Genomic DNA, 14,984 nt, shown 5'->3' with positions numbered 1-14,984 from the left:
ATCCCGGGCGCCGGCTCTTCAGGTCTCTAGAGATGCGCGACGGCGTCGACTTCGACCAGAAGCCCGTCCTGGATGAAGCCGGAGACCTGGAGAAAGGTCGAGGCCGGCAGGTGGCCGGTGAAGACCTCCTTGCGGGCCGTGCTGACCTCGGCGCGCAGGCTCATGTCGGTGACGTAGACCGTCAGCTTGACGATCCGGTCGGCCGATCCACCTGCCGCCTTCACCAGCGCCACGGTGCGCCGCAGCGCCTCGCGGGTCTGTTCCAGCATGGAGCCACCCCCGACGATGCCGTCGGGACCGCCGGCATGCATGCCGGAGACATAGACGATGTTGTCGGCGACCACCGCATTGGAAAAGACGCCAGGCGGCGGCGCCGGGACGTCCGGCGCGGTGACGTAACGGAAGCCGGACCCCATCACGCCTTCCCCGTCTTGTCTTTCCATTCCCGGGTCAGCCGCTCGCGGACGGGAAGAAAGTCGTAGGTCGGGAAGAACTCGGTGGAAAACACGCCCCAGGCGCGCCGCTCCAGCTCGACGTTGACCTTGGGAAGCACTTCCGGCGGCATCCTGAGCGTGACGATCTGTCCGATCCCCATCACGACGTTCCAGGACAGGATTTCCGCACCCTCCGGCGGGAAGCCGGTCCACCATTCCTGCTCGGCCAGGTGGCCTTGAATCTCTTCCAGATTCTGGGACTGATCGTGCTTGAGAAAGACGGTGAGCATGATCTGCTCGCTCATGGCAAAGACCTCACACTGTATCGTCAGCCGACGGGTAGAGTTGCCCAGCAAAAGGCCTTGCCTGCTTATCAATCTTGAGTCAGTATAGCAAATTATGAACGGATCGTTCATTTATGAACATATTCCGGAGCCAGCGATGCAAGATCCAGCCCTCAGATACCAGTCCCGCGGACGCCCGCTGACGGAGGCGGAAACGGCACTCGCCGCCGACCTCGAAGACATTTACGGTCGTGGTGTCCACGATTTTTCCGCCGTTGTCGCTGAGTTGAACGAGAAGGGCACCAAGAAGCCGTCGGGCGAGACCACCGCGTGGACGCTCGAGACGTTCGAGGCAGAGCTGAAAGCCATCAACGCCTCCCACGACGCGGCCTACGCCGAGAACGGCATCGGCGCCTGACGACCACCTGACGAACTGGGGAACGAGAGCCATGACCGCCAACACTTCCGGGCGCGATACTGTCGACGACTACATCAACTCCGGCCTTCGCGGGCTGTGGGTTCCGGTCGCAAAGTCGGTTCAGGTGAAGGGCGGCAAGCCGTTCGGCACCAAGATCGCCGGCGAGAACCTCGTTCTCTGGCGCGACGGCGACGGCAAGGTGCATTGTGTCGAGGACTTCTGTCCCCACCGTGGTGCCAAGCTGTCCCTCGGCGTCGTTCAGGAGGGAAACGTGGCCTGCCGCTATCACGGTGTGGCCATTGACGGCACCGGCACCGTCGCGCGCGTTCCGGCCATGCCGGACTGCGCCCTGGAGGGCCGCCGGCCGCTGACCTCCTACGCAACGGCCGAGGCTGCCGACGGCGTCTTCATCTACCTGCCCAGCGCGGACCAGCCCGAGGCGCCCGAGTTCAACCCGCCGGTCGAGTTCGTCAGCGACGAGTGGGAAGCCTTCCCCTGCATGACGCGCTGGAACTGCAGCTACCGGCTGTCGCTGGATAACGCTGCGGATCCGATGCACGCCAGCTATCTGCACACCGACAGCTTCACGCTCGCCTACGGCACGAAGCAGGACACGATGCGGCTGGAGCGGACCGACACTGGGTTCGTGATCGAACGCGCCGGCCAGCGCGGCGTGAACCTCGACTGGACCGAAGTCGTAGTGGAGCCGGGCATGATCTACTTCCGGCTCGACATCCCCTATCCGAACGGCGCCGGCCCGGGCGGCCCCTTCCGGATCATCGGCTTCACCGCCGCGATCGACGAGCACACCCACCACTCCTTCTTCTGGCGCTGCCGTCAGGTCCAGGGCGTCGAGGCGGAATCCTGGCGGTTCCTTTATCGCGCCTTCCTGGAAGACCGCCACTGGTCGGTTCTGGAGCAGGATCGCGAGATGCTGGAATCCATCCCGGAAGACGCCCGCAAGCGCGAGATGCTCTACCAGCACGACATCGGCGTTTCCCGGCTGCGGCAGATGATGGTCCGCAAGGCCAAGGCGCACCTGAAGGCCCAGGAAGCCGCCGCCGAGCAGAAGACGGCCTGAGGCGGCGGCGGTCACGATGCTTGCCGAAGCCGACAGCATCCGGGACCGTCTCGCAACGCCCTTCAAGCCGGGCGTGGCCGAGGATCTGTCCGGGCGCGTGATCGACGACCCTCTCGACCTGTCGGCGATGGATGTGACCAGCGTCGACTTCTCCCGCACGGTGTTCCGCAAGCCGGTGACGGCGCGCGGCGCCCGGTTCACCGGGCTGGCCTGGTTTCGGGAGTGCCGTTTCGAGGGCGGCGTCGACATGACCGAAGCCGAGTTCTGGCACGATGCGCGCTTCGACGGAGCGACCATTGGGCGCGATGCGAGTTTCTCGCGCGCCGAATTCCGCGGCACGTTCGTGCTGGACCGGGCCACGTTCGAACAGGCGGCCTTTCTGGACGCGCTTCAGGTGTTGTCGAACCTGTCCATGGACGCGACCAGCATCGCCGGCCCGGCCTCACTGGAAGGCTCGGAGATCATGGGCGGCTTCTGGTGCAACAACGCCCGCTTCCTGTCGCGGCTCAATGCCGGCGGCATGGAGGTTCATGGCCGGACATGGGTCCGCGGGACCCGTGTCGCCGACGGCCCGGCCGCCGGCAGCGTCGGCCTGACCAGCCAGATCCACAGCTACGGTTACGTCTGGAGCTGACGCCGAACGCCGACCACCGATCCCTGCCACTGGATGCGACGGAAGCGATGACATCGAGCCTCGACCTGAAAGACATCACGAAGGTCTTCTCGGACCGAAAGACCGGCCAGGACATCACGGCCGTCACCGGCATGTCCTTTTCCGTGAAGCCCGGCGAGCTGGTCTCCGTCGTCGGGCCGTCCGGCTGCGGCAAGAGCACCATCCTGAACATGGTCTCCGGCCTCTACGGGCCGACCTCGGGCGAGGTGCTGATCAGCGGCGAACGGGTCCGTTCGACCCGCTCTGACGTCGGCTTCATGCTGCAGAAGGATCTGCTCCTGCCCTGGCGCAACATCGTCAACAATGTCGAGTTCGGCCTGGAAGAGAAGCGGATGTCGCGCAAGGAGCGCCGCGACCGGGCGCTGGCGGAGCTGGAGCGCGTCCGCCTGTCGGAGTTCGCCTTCCACTATCCGCATCAGCTCTCCGGCGGCATGCGCCAGCGCGCGGCCCTTGCCCGGACGCTGGCGATCGATCCGGAGATCGTGCTGCTCGACGAACCGTTCTCGGCGCTGGATGCCCAGACCAAGGTCGTCCTGCAGAAGAGCTTTTCCAAGACCATCGCGGAGACCGGCGTCACCTGCCTGCTGATCACCCACGATCTGCAGGAAGCGGTGATCATGTCCGACCGCGTGGTGGTGCTGTCCGGCCGGCCCGGAACCGTCGTGGACGACTTCCCGATCGAACTGCCCCATCGCGACGACCCGATGGCGCGTTCGATGGAGCCGGGCACCCGCACCTACGTCAAACGCCTGTTCGACACCCTGCACTTGGAAGACCAAGCCGCGTGATCCCAAGCGGCACCAGAGGAAGGAGCTTCTCCATGACGTTTCACACCATTCGCCGCTCGCTCGGCAGGGCGCTCGCCGTCGCAGCCGTCGCGGCGACGATGACCGGCGCTGCGGCCGCCGCAGAGGACGTGGTCTACCTGTTCCCGGCCCCCGACTTCCTGCCGGCCTTCACGCCGTTCCAGGTGGCCAAGGCGAAGGGCTACTACGACGAGGCCGGCCTCAACGTCGACTTCCGGGTCGGCAAGGGCGGCGCGGACGTGGCCAAGCAGGTGGCGGTCGGCAACGCCGATCTCGGCGGCGGCATCGGCGACACGCCGATCATCGTGCGGGCGAACGGCCTGCCGGTGAAGGGCGTCGCGGTGCTCGGCGGCAAGGCGCTGACCCAGCTCGTCATCCGCTCCGAATCCGGAGCCAGCGACGTGGCCGGTCTGAAGGGCAAGAAGATCGGCGTCATGGCGTTCCAGGACACCACCTACTACAACCTCCTGGCCGCGCTCGAAGCCGCCGGACTGTCCAAGAACGACGTGAACATCCAGGCGGTCGGACCGGCCGGCATGGTCCAGCTGATGATCTCCGGCGACCTCGACGCCATCTCCGGCACCCCGGACTGGGCCGCCTCCATCGAGGGCGCCGGCGTCGATCTGACGGTGCTGCCGATCAACGACCTGTTCCCGGCGATGGCCCAGGCCATCCTGGCGTCCGACGATACGATCTCGGAGAAGCCGGAAATCGTCGGCGGGTTCGTCCAGGCGACCCTGAAGGGCCTGCGCGACGTGATGAACGATCCGGAAGGCTCGGCCAAGCTGCTGGCCGCGGAGATCCCGCAGTTCAACGGCAAGGAAGCCTTCCTGACCGAGGTGATGACCCGCTACGGCGATCTGGTCTACGCCACCGAGAACATGGACGATCTCGGCAAGTTCGATCCGGAGCGGATCAAGGCCGTGCAGGACTTCTACCTGGAAGCCGGCATCATCAACTCCGAAACCCCGATCGACGAGCTCTACACCAACGAGTTCGTGCAGTGACCGACCGCGCCTCCATCGAGCCGCACCGCGCCCCCTCCTTCGGGGGCGCGGAACCGGGCAGGAGATCCGATATGTTCAGGCCCCTGCGGCAAGCCATGCCGCAATGGACCAACGCGATGCCGGAGCTCGGCATCATCATCGCCGTCGGCATCGTGTTCGTGGCGGCGTGGCAGATCCTGCCGCCGCTGCTGGACGTGCCGAAATACATCATCCCGACGTTCACGGACTGCTTCTTCGAGTTCTTCCGGATGGTGCGCTACGAGGAGCTCGGCCGGCATTTCATGTCGACGCTGGTGACCTCGATCGTGGGCTTCCTGATGGGCAGCGCGCTCGGCGCGGCGTTCGGCTACCTGCTCGGCCTGTCCAAGCTCTGGGAGCGCGTGCTGTCGCCCTACATCCTGGCGCTGCAGATCGCGCCGAAGGTGGCGTTTGCGCCGCTGTTCATTATGTGGTTCGGCTACAACGTGCTGCCGAAGCTGCTGGTGACCGTGCTGATCGTGTTCTTTCCGATCCTGGTCAACGTGCTGCAGTCGATGAAGACGGTGGACCGCGACCTGATCAACCTCGCCCGCGTCTACAACATGTCGCGGCTGACCATCTTCCGGAAGATCGAGTTCCCCTCGTCCATGCCGTCGCTGTTCGCGGGTCTCCGGATCGGCGCCACCCTCGCCGTGATCGGCGTGACGGTCGGCGAGCTGGTCGGCGGCAACACCGGGCTCGGCTTCCTGATCACCTACGGCGAAGGCCAGGCCAACACGGCCATGGTGTTCAACGCCATCGGTCTTCTGACCCTGATCGGTATCGTCCTCTACTTCGCCGTCGCCGGTTTCGAGAAGCGGGTGCTCCACTACCTGGACCGTGAGGACCACTAAACCCGTCCGGTCAGGTGAGCGCACCTGACCGGTCAGAAACGGGGCCGGACAGATATGTCCGCCTATGTCCCCGCGGGTCGGAAAACCCGGTCCGAGCGGGGGGATGAACCTGAGTTAAGCGTCTCGTTGCTTCGCCAGAGCCCTGTCGGCCGCGTTGACAGGATCGGGAGGCGAGACTAAATCTAATTTTGAACGATTCGTTCATATAAGAACAAATCGCAACTCCGGAGCACCCCGGTTTGGCCATGACCGAACACACGGCAGAAACGGATGACGGTGTCGAGCGCTTCAGCGCGGCCGGCATCGACGCTCTGCGCCGGATCGGACCGGGCCCGCGCCTCGTGCTCTTGCACGGGATCGGCTCCCGGGCGGAGTCGTTTCTGCCGCTGCTGACCCACCTGTCACCCGAGTTCGACGTGGTGATGTGGAACGCGCCGGGCTACGGAGGCTCGGTCCCGCTTGCGAACGCGTGGCCCGTCGAGGACGACTACGCCGATGCGCTGGCCGCCTTTCTCGACGCGGTCGACTTTGATCAGATCCACCTGCTCGGCCATTCGCTCGGCACCCTGATGGCGGCCCGTTTTGCGGTCCGGCATCCCGGCCGGCTGGCGAGCCTGACGCTTGCCGCCTGCGCGTCGGGCTACGGGGTCACGCCCGGTAACGCCCTTCCGGAAAAGGTTCAGGCCCGCATCGACGCTTTGACCGAGCTCGGCGGGCCGGAGTTCGCCCGCACCCGCGCGCCGCGCCTGGTCTTCGAGCCCGACACCCATCCCGACGCCGTCAACGCGGTGGAACGCGGAATGGCGGCGGTTCAGATGCCGGGCTACGGACAGGCGGTGCGGATGCTGGCTTCCGGCAGGCTGAATGAGAGCCTCGGCCGGGTCACCGCGCCCACCACCTTCCTGTGGGCCGAGGGCGACGTGGTGACACCGGAAGCCCAGACCCTGGATGCGATCGCCGCGCGCCGGTCGGCCGGCGGGCCCGAGCCCGACTACCACCGCATCCCCGACGCCGGACACGCCTTCTATCTGGAAAAGCCCGCGGCCTTTGCCGGGCGGGTGAACCAGGCGGTCGCGGCCGCATCCGAATTCAATGGAGGACGCAATGACTGAACCTCTGCGAGCCGGACATCTGCGCGGCATCATGATGCGCGCGCCAGCCATGACCTCCACGGTCGATTTCTACGTGGATTCCTGGGGCCTCTCCCTGGCCGAGAAGGGCGACGGCGTCGCCTACATGGCGGGAACCGGGCCCGAGCCGTTCCTCTACGGCCTCAAGGACGCCGACACCTTCGGCATCGAGTACATCCATTTCGGCATGCCCGACCGGGCGGCGATGGACGCGTTCTATCACCAGTGCATCGACCGGGGCGCGACCGTGCTGGGTGCCCCTGCCCCGTTCGACGATCCGATCGGCGGCTACGGCTTCGAGATCCTGGACCCGGATTTCCGCCGCCTGCGCTTCACCACTGAGCTGACGATGAAGGCGTCGGAGGACACCTTCGCCCTGCCCCGCAAGGTCTCCCACGTGGTGCTGAACACGCCGGACATGGAAGGCGTGCGCGACTGGTACTGCGAGACCCTCGGCTTTCGGGTGTCCGACTATTCGGCCGACCAGATGGTGTTCCTGCGCTGCTCCAGCGACCACCACTCCATCGCGCTGGTGCGCGCCCCCTATGCCAGCGTCAACCACGTGGCCTTCGAGATGCCGAACCTGGACTCCTTCATGCGCGGCATCGGTCGCATGAAGCAGAAGGGTCAGGTGCCGAGCTGGGGTCCCGGCCGGCACGGCCCGGGCAACAACCCCTTCGCCTATTTCGTCTCGCCGTCGGGCTTCGTGATCGAGTTCACCTCGGAGCTGCAGCAGATCGACGAGGCGACCCACGAGGCCAAGGTCTGGCCGCGCACGGATCCGGAAGCCATGGACCGCTGGATGACCGCAGGCCCGCCGACCCCGGCCCAGCGCGCGGTGATGATGGGCCGTCCCGATCCCGGCTTTCCCGAGCTGAAGCAGGCCTGACGATGGATCTCGGGCTCAAAGGAAGAACCGCGGTCGTCACCGGCGGCAGCTCCGGCATCGGGCTGGCGGCCGTGCGGCAGCTTCTTGAGGAAGGCGCGAACGTCGCCCTGTGCGCGCGCGGCGCCGAGCGGCTTGCCGCGGTGCATGGCGCACTCGAAGAGGAATACGGCGCGGACCGGGTGATGGCGGAGGCCGTCTCCGTTCTGGACGCCGAGGCCTTCGGCGCATTCGCCGAGCGCGTGCTCGCCCGCTTCGGCGGCGTCGACATCCTCATCAACAATGCCGGCCAGGGGCGCGTGTCGACCTTCGCCTCGACGAGCGACGACGACTGGCGCCAGGAACTGGAGCTGAAGTTCTTCAGCCAGATCAATCCGGTTCGCGCCTTCCAGGACGCGCTGGAAGCCAGCGGGATCGGCGCCATCGTCGCGGTGAACTCGCTGCTGGCCTACCAGCCCGAACCGCACATGGTCTGCACCTCGTCGGCGCGGGCCGGTGTTCAGAACCTGCTGAAATCGCTGTCGGTGGAGCTTGCCCCGGCCATCCGGGTCAATTCGATCCTGCTCGGCCTAGTCGATTCCAACCAGTGGCAGCGCCGGTTCGAAGCCCGCGAGGACCGGTCCCAGACGCGCGAGGCCTGGTTCGCCGACCTCGCAACCAAGAAGAACATCCCGCTCGGCCGCCTCGGCCAGGCCGAGGAAGCAGCGCGCGCGCTGGTCTTCCTCGCCTCGCCGGCTGCCTCCTACATCACAGGAGCCCAACTTGAGATCTCTGGCGGCGTCTCCCGCTTCGCTTGAAGCAACCGAACCCCATTCCGTGGAGCTGAAAACCGTCGGCGATCAGATCGCGCGCGGTCTGGCAGACCTCGGCGTGACGACAGTGTTCGGCGTCATCTCCATTCACAACATGCCGATCCTGGACGGCATCGCCGCCCAGGGCCTGATCCGCTTCGTGCCTGCACGCGGCGAGGCCGGCGCCATGAACATGGCCGACGCCTACGCCCGGGTCACCGGTCAGATCGGCGTCGTGCTGACCTCGACCGGCACGGCGGCCGGCAATGCCGCCGGGGGACAGGCGGAAGCGCTCACCGCCGGAACGCCGATCCTGCACATCACCACCCAGGTCGACCTCGCCTTCGCCGACCGGGACCGCGCCGCGATCCACGACGTGCCGAAGCAGCCGGAGATGCTGAAGGGCATTTCCAAGGCCTATTTCCGCATCTGGGACGCGGCCGGTGCACCCGGAACGCTGAGCGCGGCCTGCTCCGCGGCGATCAGCGCGCCGACGGGTCCGGTCAGCCTGGAGATCCCGGTCGACGTGCAGCGCATGGCGCCGGTCGCCTCGCCGCGCCTGCAGCCCCCGGTGGCCGTGCGCCCGGTGGCGTCCGATGCCGCGCTCGACGAGCTCGCCGAGCGCGTGCGCACCGCCAAACGCCCGATGATCTGGCTGGGCGGCGGCGCGCGCGGCGCCTCGAAGGAGGCCACCGAGCTGGTCGCCCGCGGCTTCGGTGCGGTCACCAGCACCATGGGGCGCGGCGTGGTGCCGGAAGACAACGCGGCGAGCCTCGGTGCCTTCAACATGACGCCGGAAGCCGCCGACATCTTCGCAGGCTGCGACCTGATGATCGTGGTTGGGTCGCGCCTGCGCGGCAACGAGACCCGCAACAACAAGCTGCCCCTGCCCGGCCAGCTCATCCAGATCGACGCCGACGCCAGCCGCTGCGGCCGCAACTATCCGGTCGATCAGTTCATCCACGCCGATGCCGCCAGCGCCCTCGGCGGACTGCTCGACCGGCTGCCGGCGAAACTCTCGACCGATCCCTCGTTCGCCCACGACATCGCGACCGCGCGTGCCCGGTCCGAAGGGGCGCTGCGCACCCGGCTCGGCCCGTACCAGATGCTGGCCGATCACCTGCTCGCCCGGGTCCCCGCCGGCAGGCATCCGTGGGTGCGCGACGTCACCATCTCCAATTCCACCTTCGGCAACCGCTACGTGACCGTGGCCGCGCCCAATCTCGGCGTCCACGCCGCCGGCGGCGGCATCGGCCAGGGGATCGCCATGGGCATCGGCGCCGCGCTCGGCTCTCCGGATGCCAAGGCGGTCACCCTCGTCGGCGATGGCGGGGCCATGCTCGGGATTTCGGAACTCATCACCGCGGTGGAAGAGAACGCCAACCTCGTCTACGTGCTGATGAACGACACCGCCTACGGCGTCATCCAGAACATCCAGGATGCCCAGTATGACGGCCGCCGCCACTATTCGGCGCTGAAGACCCCGAACTTCCAGAAGCTGTGCGATGCCGTCGACATGCCCTATGCGCGCGTCGACCGGATCGACGACTTCGCCGACGCCTTCGATGCCGCCCTGAAGACCGAGGGACCCATCGTCCTCGAGGTCGACATGGTCGCCATCGGACCGTTCGCGGAAGCCTTCGCCGGACCGCCGGCCGGAGCCGCCGGCAAGGGAGCATGAGCATGCGGCGCCTGGGCATCCTCGGCTACGGCAATATCGCGGCCACGCTCCTGGACATTCTCGCCAGGGACGGCCGCGCGCGCTTCGAGCAGGTCGCCATCCTCGCCCGCCCCGGCGCGAGCGAGCGGGCCGACGCCCGGCTCAGGACCGCCGCCGAAGTGATCGCCGAAGAGGTGACGATCCACGAGACAGCGGATGCCTTCCTCGCCGCCCGCCCGGATCTGGCCGTGGAGTGCGCCACCCACGACGTGGTGCGCGAAACGGTGCCGGAGATCCTGAAAGCGGGCTGCGAGACCGTGGTGGTGTCGGTCGGCGCGTTTGCCGACGCCGACACGGCCGCGCGGATCGAGGATGCCGCAGCCCTCGGCCGCACGCGGACGGTTCTGGTGCCCGGCGCGATCGGCGGTGTGGACGCGCTTGCCGCAGCCCGGATCGCGGGGATCGAGACACTCGTCTATTCGGGCCGCAAGCCTCCGGCCGCCTGGAAGGGCACGCCGGCCGAAAAGCTGCTCGATCTGGACGCGATCACCTCCGAAACGGTGTTCTTCGAGGGCAATGCCCGCCAGGCGGCGACCGACTATCCGAAGAACGCCAACGTGGCTGCCACCCTGGCGCTGGCCGGCCCCGGCTTCGAGCGGACCGAGGTGCGCCTGATCGCCGATCCGGGAATTTCGGCCAACGTCCACGAGTACGAAGTCCGCTCCCAGAGTGTGAACTTCACCATCCAGCTCACGGGCAAGGCATCGCCGGACAATCCGAAGACCTCGATGTCGACCGCCTACAGCGTCGCCCGCGAGGTGATGAACCGCCTCGTGCCGATCGCAATCTGAGGACCGTAATGTCGCACAAGACCTACGATTTGCCGGACGGCCGCCTGTTCGTGGGCGGCGAATGGGAGACCGGATCGGGCGCCGAGATCGTCTCGACCTTCTCCCATGACGGCTCGGAAAACCGCAGGCTCTCCGGCGCCTCCCGAGACGACGGCGAGCGGGCGATCGCCCGTGCGATCGCGGCCCAGGCCGATCCGGCCTGGCGCGATCTCCTGCCCCATCAGCGCGCCCGCTATCTCACCCGGATCGCCGACGGCATCGAAGCCAACATCGACCGGATCTCGTTCATCCAGACCCGCGACACGGGCAAGACGCGCGGCGAGACCACAGCGCTTGCGATGTCCGCGGCCGGCACATTCCGTTACTTCGCCGCCGTCGTGGAGACCGCCGACGAGGACCTGACCACCCGCCGCGGCGATCATCTGACCATGTCGGTGCACGAGCCGATCGGACTGGTGGCCGCGATCACGCCGTGGAATTCGCCGATCGCATCGGACGCCCAGAAGGTCGCGCCGGCACTCGCCGCCGGCAACGCGGTGCTCCTGAAGCCGTCGAGCTGGTCGCCGCTGGTGTCGCTGGAGTTGGCCCGCATCATCGAGGAAGCCGGCCTGCCGAAGGGCCTCTTCTCGGTCCTGCCGGGTGCCGGCCGGGAGATCGGCAACCTGCTGGTCGAACATCCAGCCATCGGCCGGGTCTCGTTCACCGGCGGCACGGAGACCGGACGGCGCATCGGCGAACAGGCCGGTCGCAAGCTGATGCCGGTGTCGCTGGAACTCGGCGGCAAGTCGCCGACCATCGTCTTCTCCGATTGCGACATGGACCAGGCGATCGCCGGGGTCCTGTTCGGGATATTCTCCTCAAGCGGCCAGTCCTGCATCGCCGGCTCGCGCCTGTTCGTGGAGCGCGCGATCTACGACGACTTCGTCGCCCGGCTCGTGGCGGCGACGGAGAAGCTCGTGGTCGGCTCGCCGTTCGACCCCGCAACCCAGGTCGCCCCGCTGATCGGCTTCGAACATCGGGAAGCGGTGGAAGCCTATATCGCGCTCGCCCGCGAGGAAGGCGGCGAAATCCTGACCGGCGGCAAGCGTCCCTCCGGACCCGGGTTCGACAGCGGCGCCTATCTGGAGCCGACCATCGTAGCGGGGCTTGCCAACGACAGCCGCACCTGCCGCGAGGAGATCTTCGGCCCGGTGCTTGTCGTTCTGCCGTTCGACGACGAGGCCGACGTGATCGCCCAGTCCAACGACAACGACTACGGCCTGGCCTGCGGAATCTGGACGACGGATTTCCCCCGTGCCTGGCGCGTGGCCCGCGCCATCCAGGCCGGCACGGTCTGGATCAACACCTACAAGCAGTTCTCCATCTCCACCCCGTTCGGCGGCGACGCGGCGAGCGGCATGGGCCGCGAGAAGGGCCGCGCCGGCCTGCGTGCCTATCAGCGCCAGAAGGGCATCTATCACGGCCTGTCCGAGGCCCCCCTGCCCTGGGCGAGACTGTCATGACGCAGCCGGGCGGAGCGAACACAGGAAACCGGAACGGGATGACCATGCTGGAAGGACGCTCCGTCGTTGTGACGGGTGCCGGCGGCGGCCTCGGCCGCGAGATCGCGCTGGACTGCGCGCGCAAGGGCGCAAGCCTGATCCTGGCCGATATCGACGAGGCGCGCTGCGCGGAGACGGCGGATGCGCTGAAGGCCGAAGGCTTTTCGTCGGAAAGCCACACCCTGGATCTCGGTGATCCGGCCGCGATCGAGCACTTTGGCGACGCCATCTCGGCCAGCCGCAACACCCTTCACGGCCTGGTCAACAACGGCGCCATCGCCACCGGGATCGGCGGCATCGGCTTCCGCGACGTCGACATCGAGACCTTCGACAAGGTGATGCGGGTGAACGTGCGCGGAACCTGGCTGATCACGCGGGCGCTCGCTCCGCTTCTGGCGGCCTCCGGCAGCGGCCGGATCGTGAACCTGGCGTCCGACACGGCGCTGTGGGGCGCGCCGAACCTGATCTCCTACACCGCCTCCAAGGGGGCGGTGATGGCCATGACCCGTTCGCTCGCCCGCGAACTCGGGCCGGACCGCGTCGGCGTGACGGCGGTCGCGCCCGGCATCCTGACCACCGCGTCGACGGAATACGTCCCTGAGGAGCGCCACAGGCTCTACGAGACCGGCCGGGCCGTTCCCGGCCCTCAAGGGCCGGACGAGATCGTCGGCACGATCTCCTTCCTTCTGAGCCCGGACGCCCTGACGCTCACGGGCCAGACCCTGCCGGTCAACAACGGCTTCGTCTTCAACTGAGGGAAAGCACGTGACCGTCCAGATCGCCATCGTCGGAGCCGGCCCCTCGGGATGCTATCTCGCCCAGGCGCTCGGCAAGCTTCGCGACGACATCCACATCGACCTGATCGACCGGCTTCCGGTGCCCTACGGTCTGGTGCGCTACGGGGTGGCGCCGGACCATCAGGGCACGAAGGGCGTGGTGCGCCAGTTCGCCCGGTTGTTCGAGAAGCAGGGCGTCGGCTTCGTCGGCAATCTCAGGATCGGAGATCCCGAGCACGACGCCGATCTGACCCTTGCTGAACTGCGCGAGTTCTATGACGTGGTGGTGCTCGCCACCGGTCTGTCCGCCGATCGCAAGCTCGGCATTCCCGGCGAGGAACTGGACGGCATCTTCCGGGCCGGTTTCCTGACCCGGCACTGGAACGACCATCCCGACGAGGCCGGGCGGATCCCGGGGCTCGGGCGGAACGTCGTCATCGTCGGCAACGGCAACGTGGCGATCGACATTCTCCGCATTCTCGCCAAGACGCCCCACGAATTCGAGGGCTCGGACCTGGCCGACACCCATACGCAGCGCCTGTCGGAGGCCGGGCTTCAGACCATCGACATCGTCGGCCGGTCGCCGGCTGACGCCGCCCGCTTCGATCCGGTCATGATCCGCGAGCTCGGCAAGCTGTCGGCCACGCGGTTCGTGGTCGAGGACCTGCCGCCTGCCGAAGACGGCGAGGACAAGCGCCTGGCAGCGCTCCGCGAACTGGGGGAGGCCGGCGCGTCGGATGCCGACAAGACGGTGACGTTCCGCTTCGGATGGGTGCCGGAACGGGCCACGGGCGCGGATGGCACCGTCTCAGAGGCGCACTTTCACAAGGCCGGCGGCGGTGAAGAACTCGTGATCGCCTGCGATACTCTGATCACCGCGATCGGCTTCGACGACGATCGGGCGATGGACCGGGAGGCGCTCCTGTCGCGGGCCGTCGATGCGGAGGCGGGCGCGGTCGAGCCTGGGCTCTATCTGGCCGGATGGTTCAAGCGCGGCCCGCGCGGCACCATCCCGGAGAACCGCGCCGACGCCCAGGAGCTCGCCAAGCGCATCGCCGCCGATCTGGAGGCACATCCGCCCGCCGGCGACCGGCCGGGTGCGACGGCGATCCGCGCGCGGTTCGACACGGTTACCGACTACGAAGGCTGGCTGCGCATCGACGAGGCCGAAACGGCGGACGTTCCCGACGGACGCTGCCGGCGCAAGCTCACGCTGGTCGAAGACATGCTCGCCGCAGCCGGCGCGAAACGGGAGACACGCTGATGGACATCACCATCCTCTACGGCACGGAAACCGGAAACGCGGAGATGCTTTCGGAGGACCTGCAGTCCCACCTGGAAGGATCGCACGAGGTCGAGGTGAGCAATCTCGCCGAATTCGACCCGGACGGCTTCGACAAGGCGCGGTTCTACATCGTCATCTGTTCGACCTACGGCGACGGCGAGCTGCCCGCATCCGCCCAGCCGTTCGCGGAAGCGATGGATGCGAGGAAGCCGGATCTGGCCGGCATCCACTTCGCGATCTTCGGCATGGGCGACAGCGAGTACGACGAGACCTTCAACCACGGCTCCAAGCGGATGGAAGAGCTTCTGACCGCGCACGGCGCCACCAGGGTCGGCGAGCGTCTGACCCACGACGCGTCGGGCGAAGACCTGCCGGAAGATCTGGCAACCGACTGGGCCGACCAGCGGGTCGCCGAGGCCGAACCGCTCTTGTCCGCCGCCTCCGATGCGTAGAACCTTTGCCGATCGGCGCGAGTCGGGTCCACCCGAC

Annotated in this window: 17 protein-coding genes; 15 read left to right on the top strand and 2 right to left on the bottom strand. The window is 67.4% G+C overall.

The features are described from left to right. Nucleotides 1-26: 26 nt before the first annotated feature. Entirely contained in the window at nt 27-443 is a 417-nt protein-coding gene (locus tag J2S73_RS09165) for a RidA family protein (RefSeq protein WP_306885216.1), read from the bottom strand. Next, the gene (locus J2S73_RS09160) at nt 416-739 is read right to left on the bottom strand and encodes a hypothetical protein (RefSeq protein WP_306885215.1); all 324 of its coding nucleotides are present in this window, start codon (nt 737-739) and stop codon (nt 416-418) included. The genes J2S73_RS09165 and J2S73_RS09160 overlap by 28 nt, the downstream gene beginning before the upstream one ends. A 136-nt stretch (nt 740-875) precedes the next feature. On the opposite strand from J2S73_RS09160, the gene J2S73_RS09155 reads away from it, so the two are divergent. The 15 genes from J2S73_RS09155 to J2S73_RS09085 all read left to right on the top strand — a co-directional run bounded on the left by J2S73_RS09155 (nt 876) and on the right by J2S73_RS09085 (nt 14,947). Then, on the top strand, nt 876-1,136 hold the full coding sequence (locus tag J2S73_RS09155) for a recombinase-like helix-turn-helix domain-containing protein (protein ID WP_306885214.1): 261 nt from the start codon (nt 876-878) through the stop codon (nt 1,134-1,136). Nucleotides 1,137-1,167: 31 nt separating this feature from the next. Further along, a complete protein-coding gene (locus J2S73_RS09150) occupies nt 1,168-2,217 on the top strand; it encodes a Rieske 2Fe-2S domain-containing protein (protein WP_306885213.1) in 1,050 nt (349 codons plus the stop codon). A gap of 16 nt (nt 2,218-2,233) precedes the next feature. Next, the gene (locus J2S73_RS09145; protein WP_306885212.1) at nt 2,234-2,851 is read left to right on the top strand and encodes a pentapeptide repeat-containing protein; all 618 of its coding nucleotides are present in this window, start codon (nt 2,234-2,236) and stop codon (nt 2,849-2,851) included. 47 nt (nt 2,852-2,898) lie between these two features. Next, on the top strand, nt 2,899-3,678 hold the full coding sequence (locus J2S73_RS09140) for an ABC transporter ATP-binding protein (protein WP_306885211.1): 780 nt from the start codon (nt 2,899-2,901) through the stop codon (nt 3,676-3,678). 32 nt (nt 3,679-3,710) lie between these two features. Further along, complete coding sequence (locus J2S73_RS09135; RefSeq protein WP_306885210.1) at nt 3,711-4,703, top strand: ABC transporter substrate-binding protein; 993 nt, start codon at nt 3,711-3,713, stop codon at nt 4,701-4,703. A 71-nt stretch (nt 4,704-4,774) separates the two neighbouring features. Further along, nucleotides 4,775-5,575, top strand: coding sequence for an ABC transporter permease (locus J2S73_RS09130; protein WP_306885209.1), 801 nt, complete (start codon nt 4,775-4,777; stop codon nt 5,573-5,575). A gap of 245 nt (nt 5,576-5,820) precedes the next feature. Then, nucleotides 5,821-6,687, top strand: a complete 867-nt coding sequence (locus J2S73_RS09125; RefSeq protein WP_306885208.1) for an alpha/beta fold hydrolase — start codon at nt 5,821-5,823, stop codon at nt 6,685-6,687. Beyond that, nucleotides 6,680-7,594, top strand: coding sequence for a VOC family protein (locus tag J2S73_RS09120; RefSeq protein WP_306885207.1), 915 nt, complete (start codon nt 6,680-6,682; stop codon nt 7,592-7,594). The genes J2S73_RS09125 and J2S73_RS09120 overlap by 8 nt, the downstream gene beginning before the upstream one ends. Nucleotides 7,595-7,596: 2 nt before the next feature. Beyond that, the gene (locus J2S73_RS09115) at nt 7,597-8,388 is read left to right on the top strand and encodes an SDR family oxidoreductase (RefSeq protein WP_306885206.1); all 792 of its coding nucleotides are present in this window, start codon (nt 7,597-7,599) and stop codon (nt 8,386-8,388) included. Nucleotides 8,389-8,407: 19 nt separating this feature from the next. Then, on the top strand, nt 8,408-10,063 hold the full coding sequence (locus J2S73_RS09110; protein WP_306885205.1) for a thiamine pyrophosphate-binding protein: 1,656 nt from the start codon (nt 8,408-8,410) through the stop codon (nt 10,061-10,063). Next, nucleotides 10,060-10,893 carry an aspartate dehydrogenase gene (locus tag J2S73_RS09105; RefSeq protein WP_306885203.1) on the top strand — a complete coding sequence of 278 codons (834 nt, stop codon included), beginning with the start codon at nt 10,060-10,062 and terminating at the stop codon, nt 10,891-10,893. Before J2S73_RS09110 ends, J2S73_RS09105 begins: the two co-directional genes overlap by 4 nt. Nucleotides 10,894-10,901: 8 nt before the next feature. After that, nucleotides 10,902-12,395: an aldehyde dehydrogenase gene (locus J2S73_RS09100; protein ID WP_370874410.1), complete on the top strand. Its 1,494-nt coding sequence runs from the start codon at nt 10,902-10,904 to the stop codon at nt 12,393-12,395. A 38-nt stretch (nt 12,396-12,433) separates the two neighbouring features. Further along, nucleotides 12,434-13,189, top strand: a complete 756-nt coding sequence (locus J2S73_RS09095; RefSeq protein ID WP_306885202.1) for an SDR family oxidoreductase — start codon at nt 12,434-12,436, stop codon at nt 13,187-13,189. Between the two features lie 10 nt (nt 13,190-13,199). Then, on the top strand, nt 13,200-14,474 hold the full coding sequence (locus tag J2S73_RS09090; protein WP_306885201.1) for an FAD-dependent oxidoreductase: 1,275 nt from the start codon (nt 13,200-13,202) through the stop codon (nt 14,472-14,474). After that, nucleotides 14,474-14,947: a flavodoxin domain-containing protein gene (locus tag J2S73_RS09085; RefSeq protein ID WP_306885199.1), complete on the top strand. Its 474-nt coding sequence runs from the start codon at nt 14,474-14,476 to the stop codon at nt 14,945-14,947. The genes J2S73_RS09090 and J2S73_RS09085 overlap by 1 nt, the downstream gene beginning before the upstream one ends. The last annotated feature ends 37 nt before the right edge of the window (nt 14,948-14,984 follow it).

It is taken from the genome of Amorphus orientalis, assembly GCF_030814015.1.
Taxonomy (GTDB): domain Bacteria; phylum Pseudomonadota; class Alphaproteobacteria; order Rhizobiales; family Amorphaceae; genus Amorphus; species Amorphus orientalis.
The sequence above is the reverse complement of the archived record's forward strand: the minus strand, read 5'-3'. Positions and strand labels throughout refer to the sequence as shown.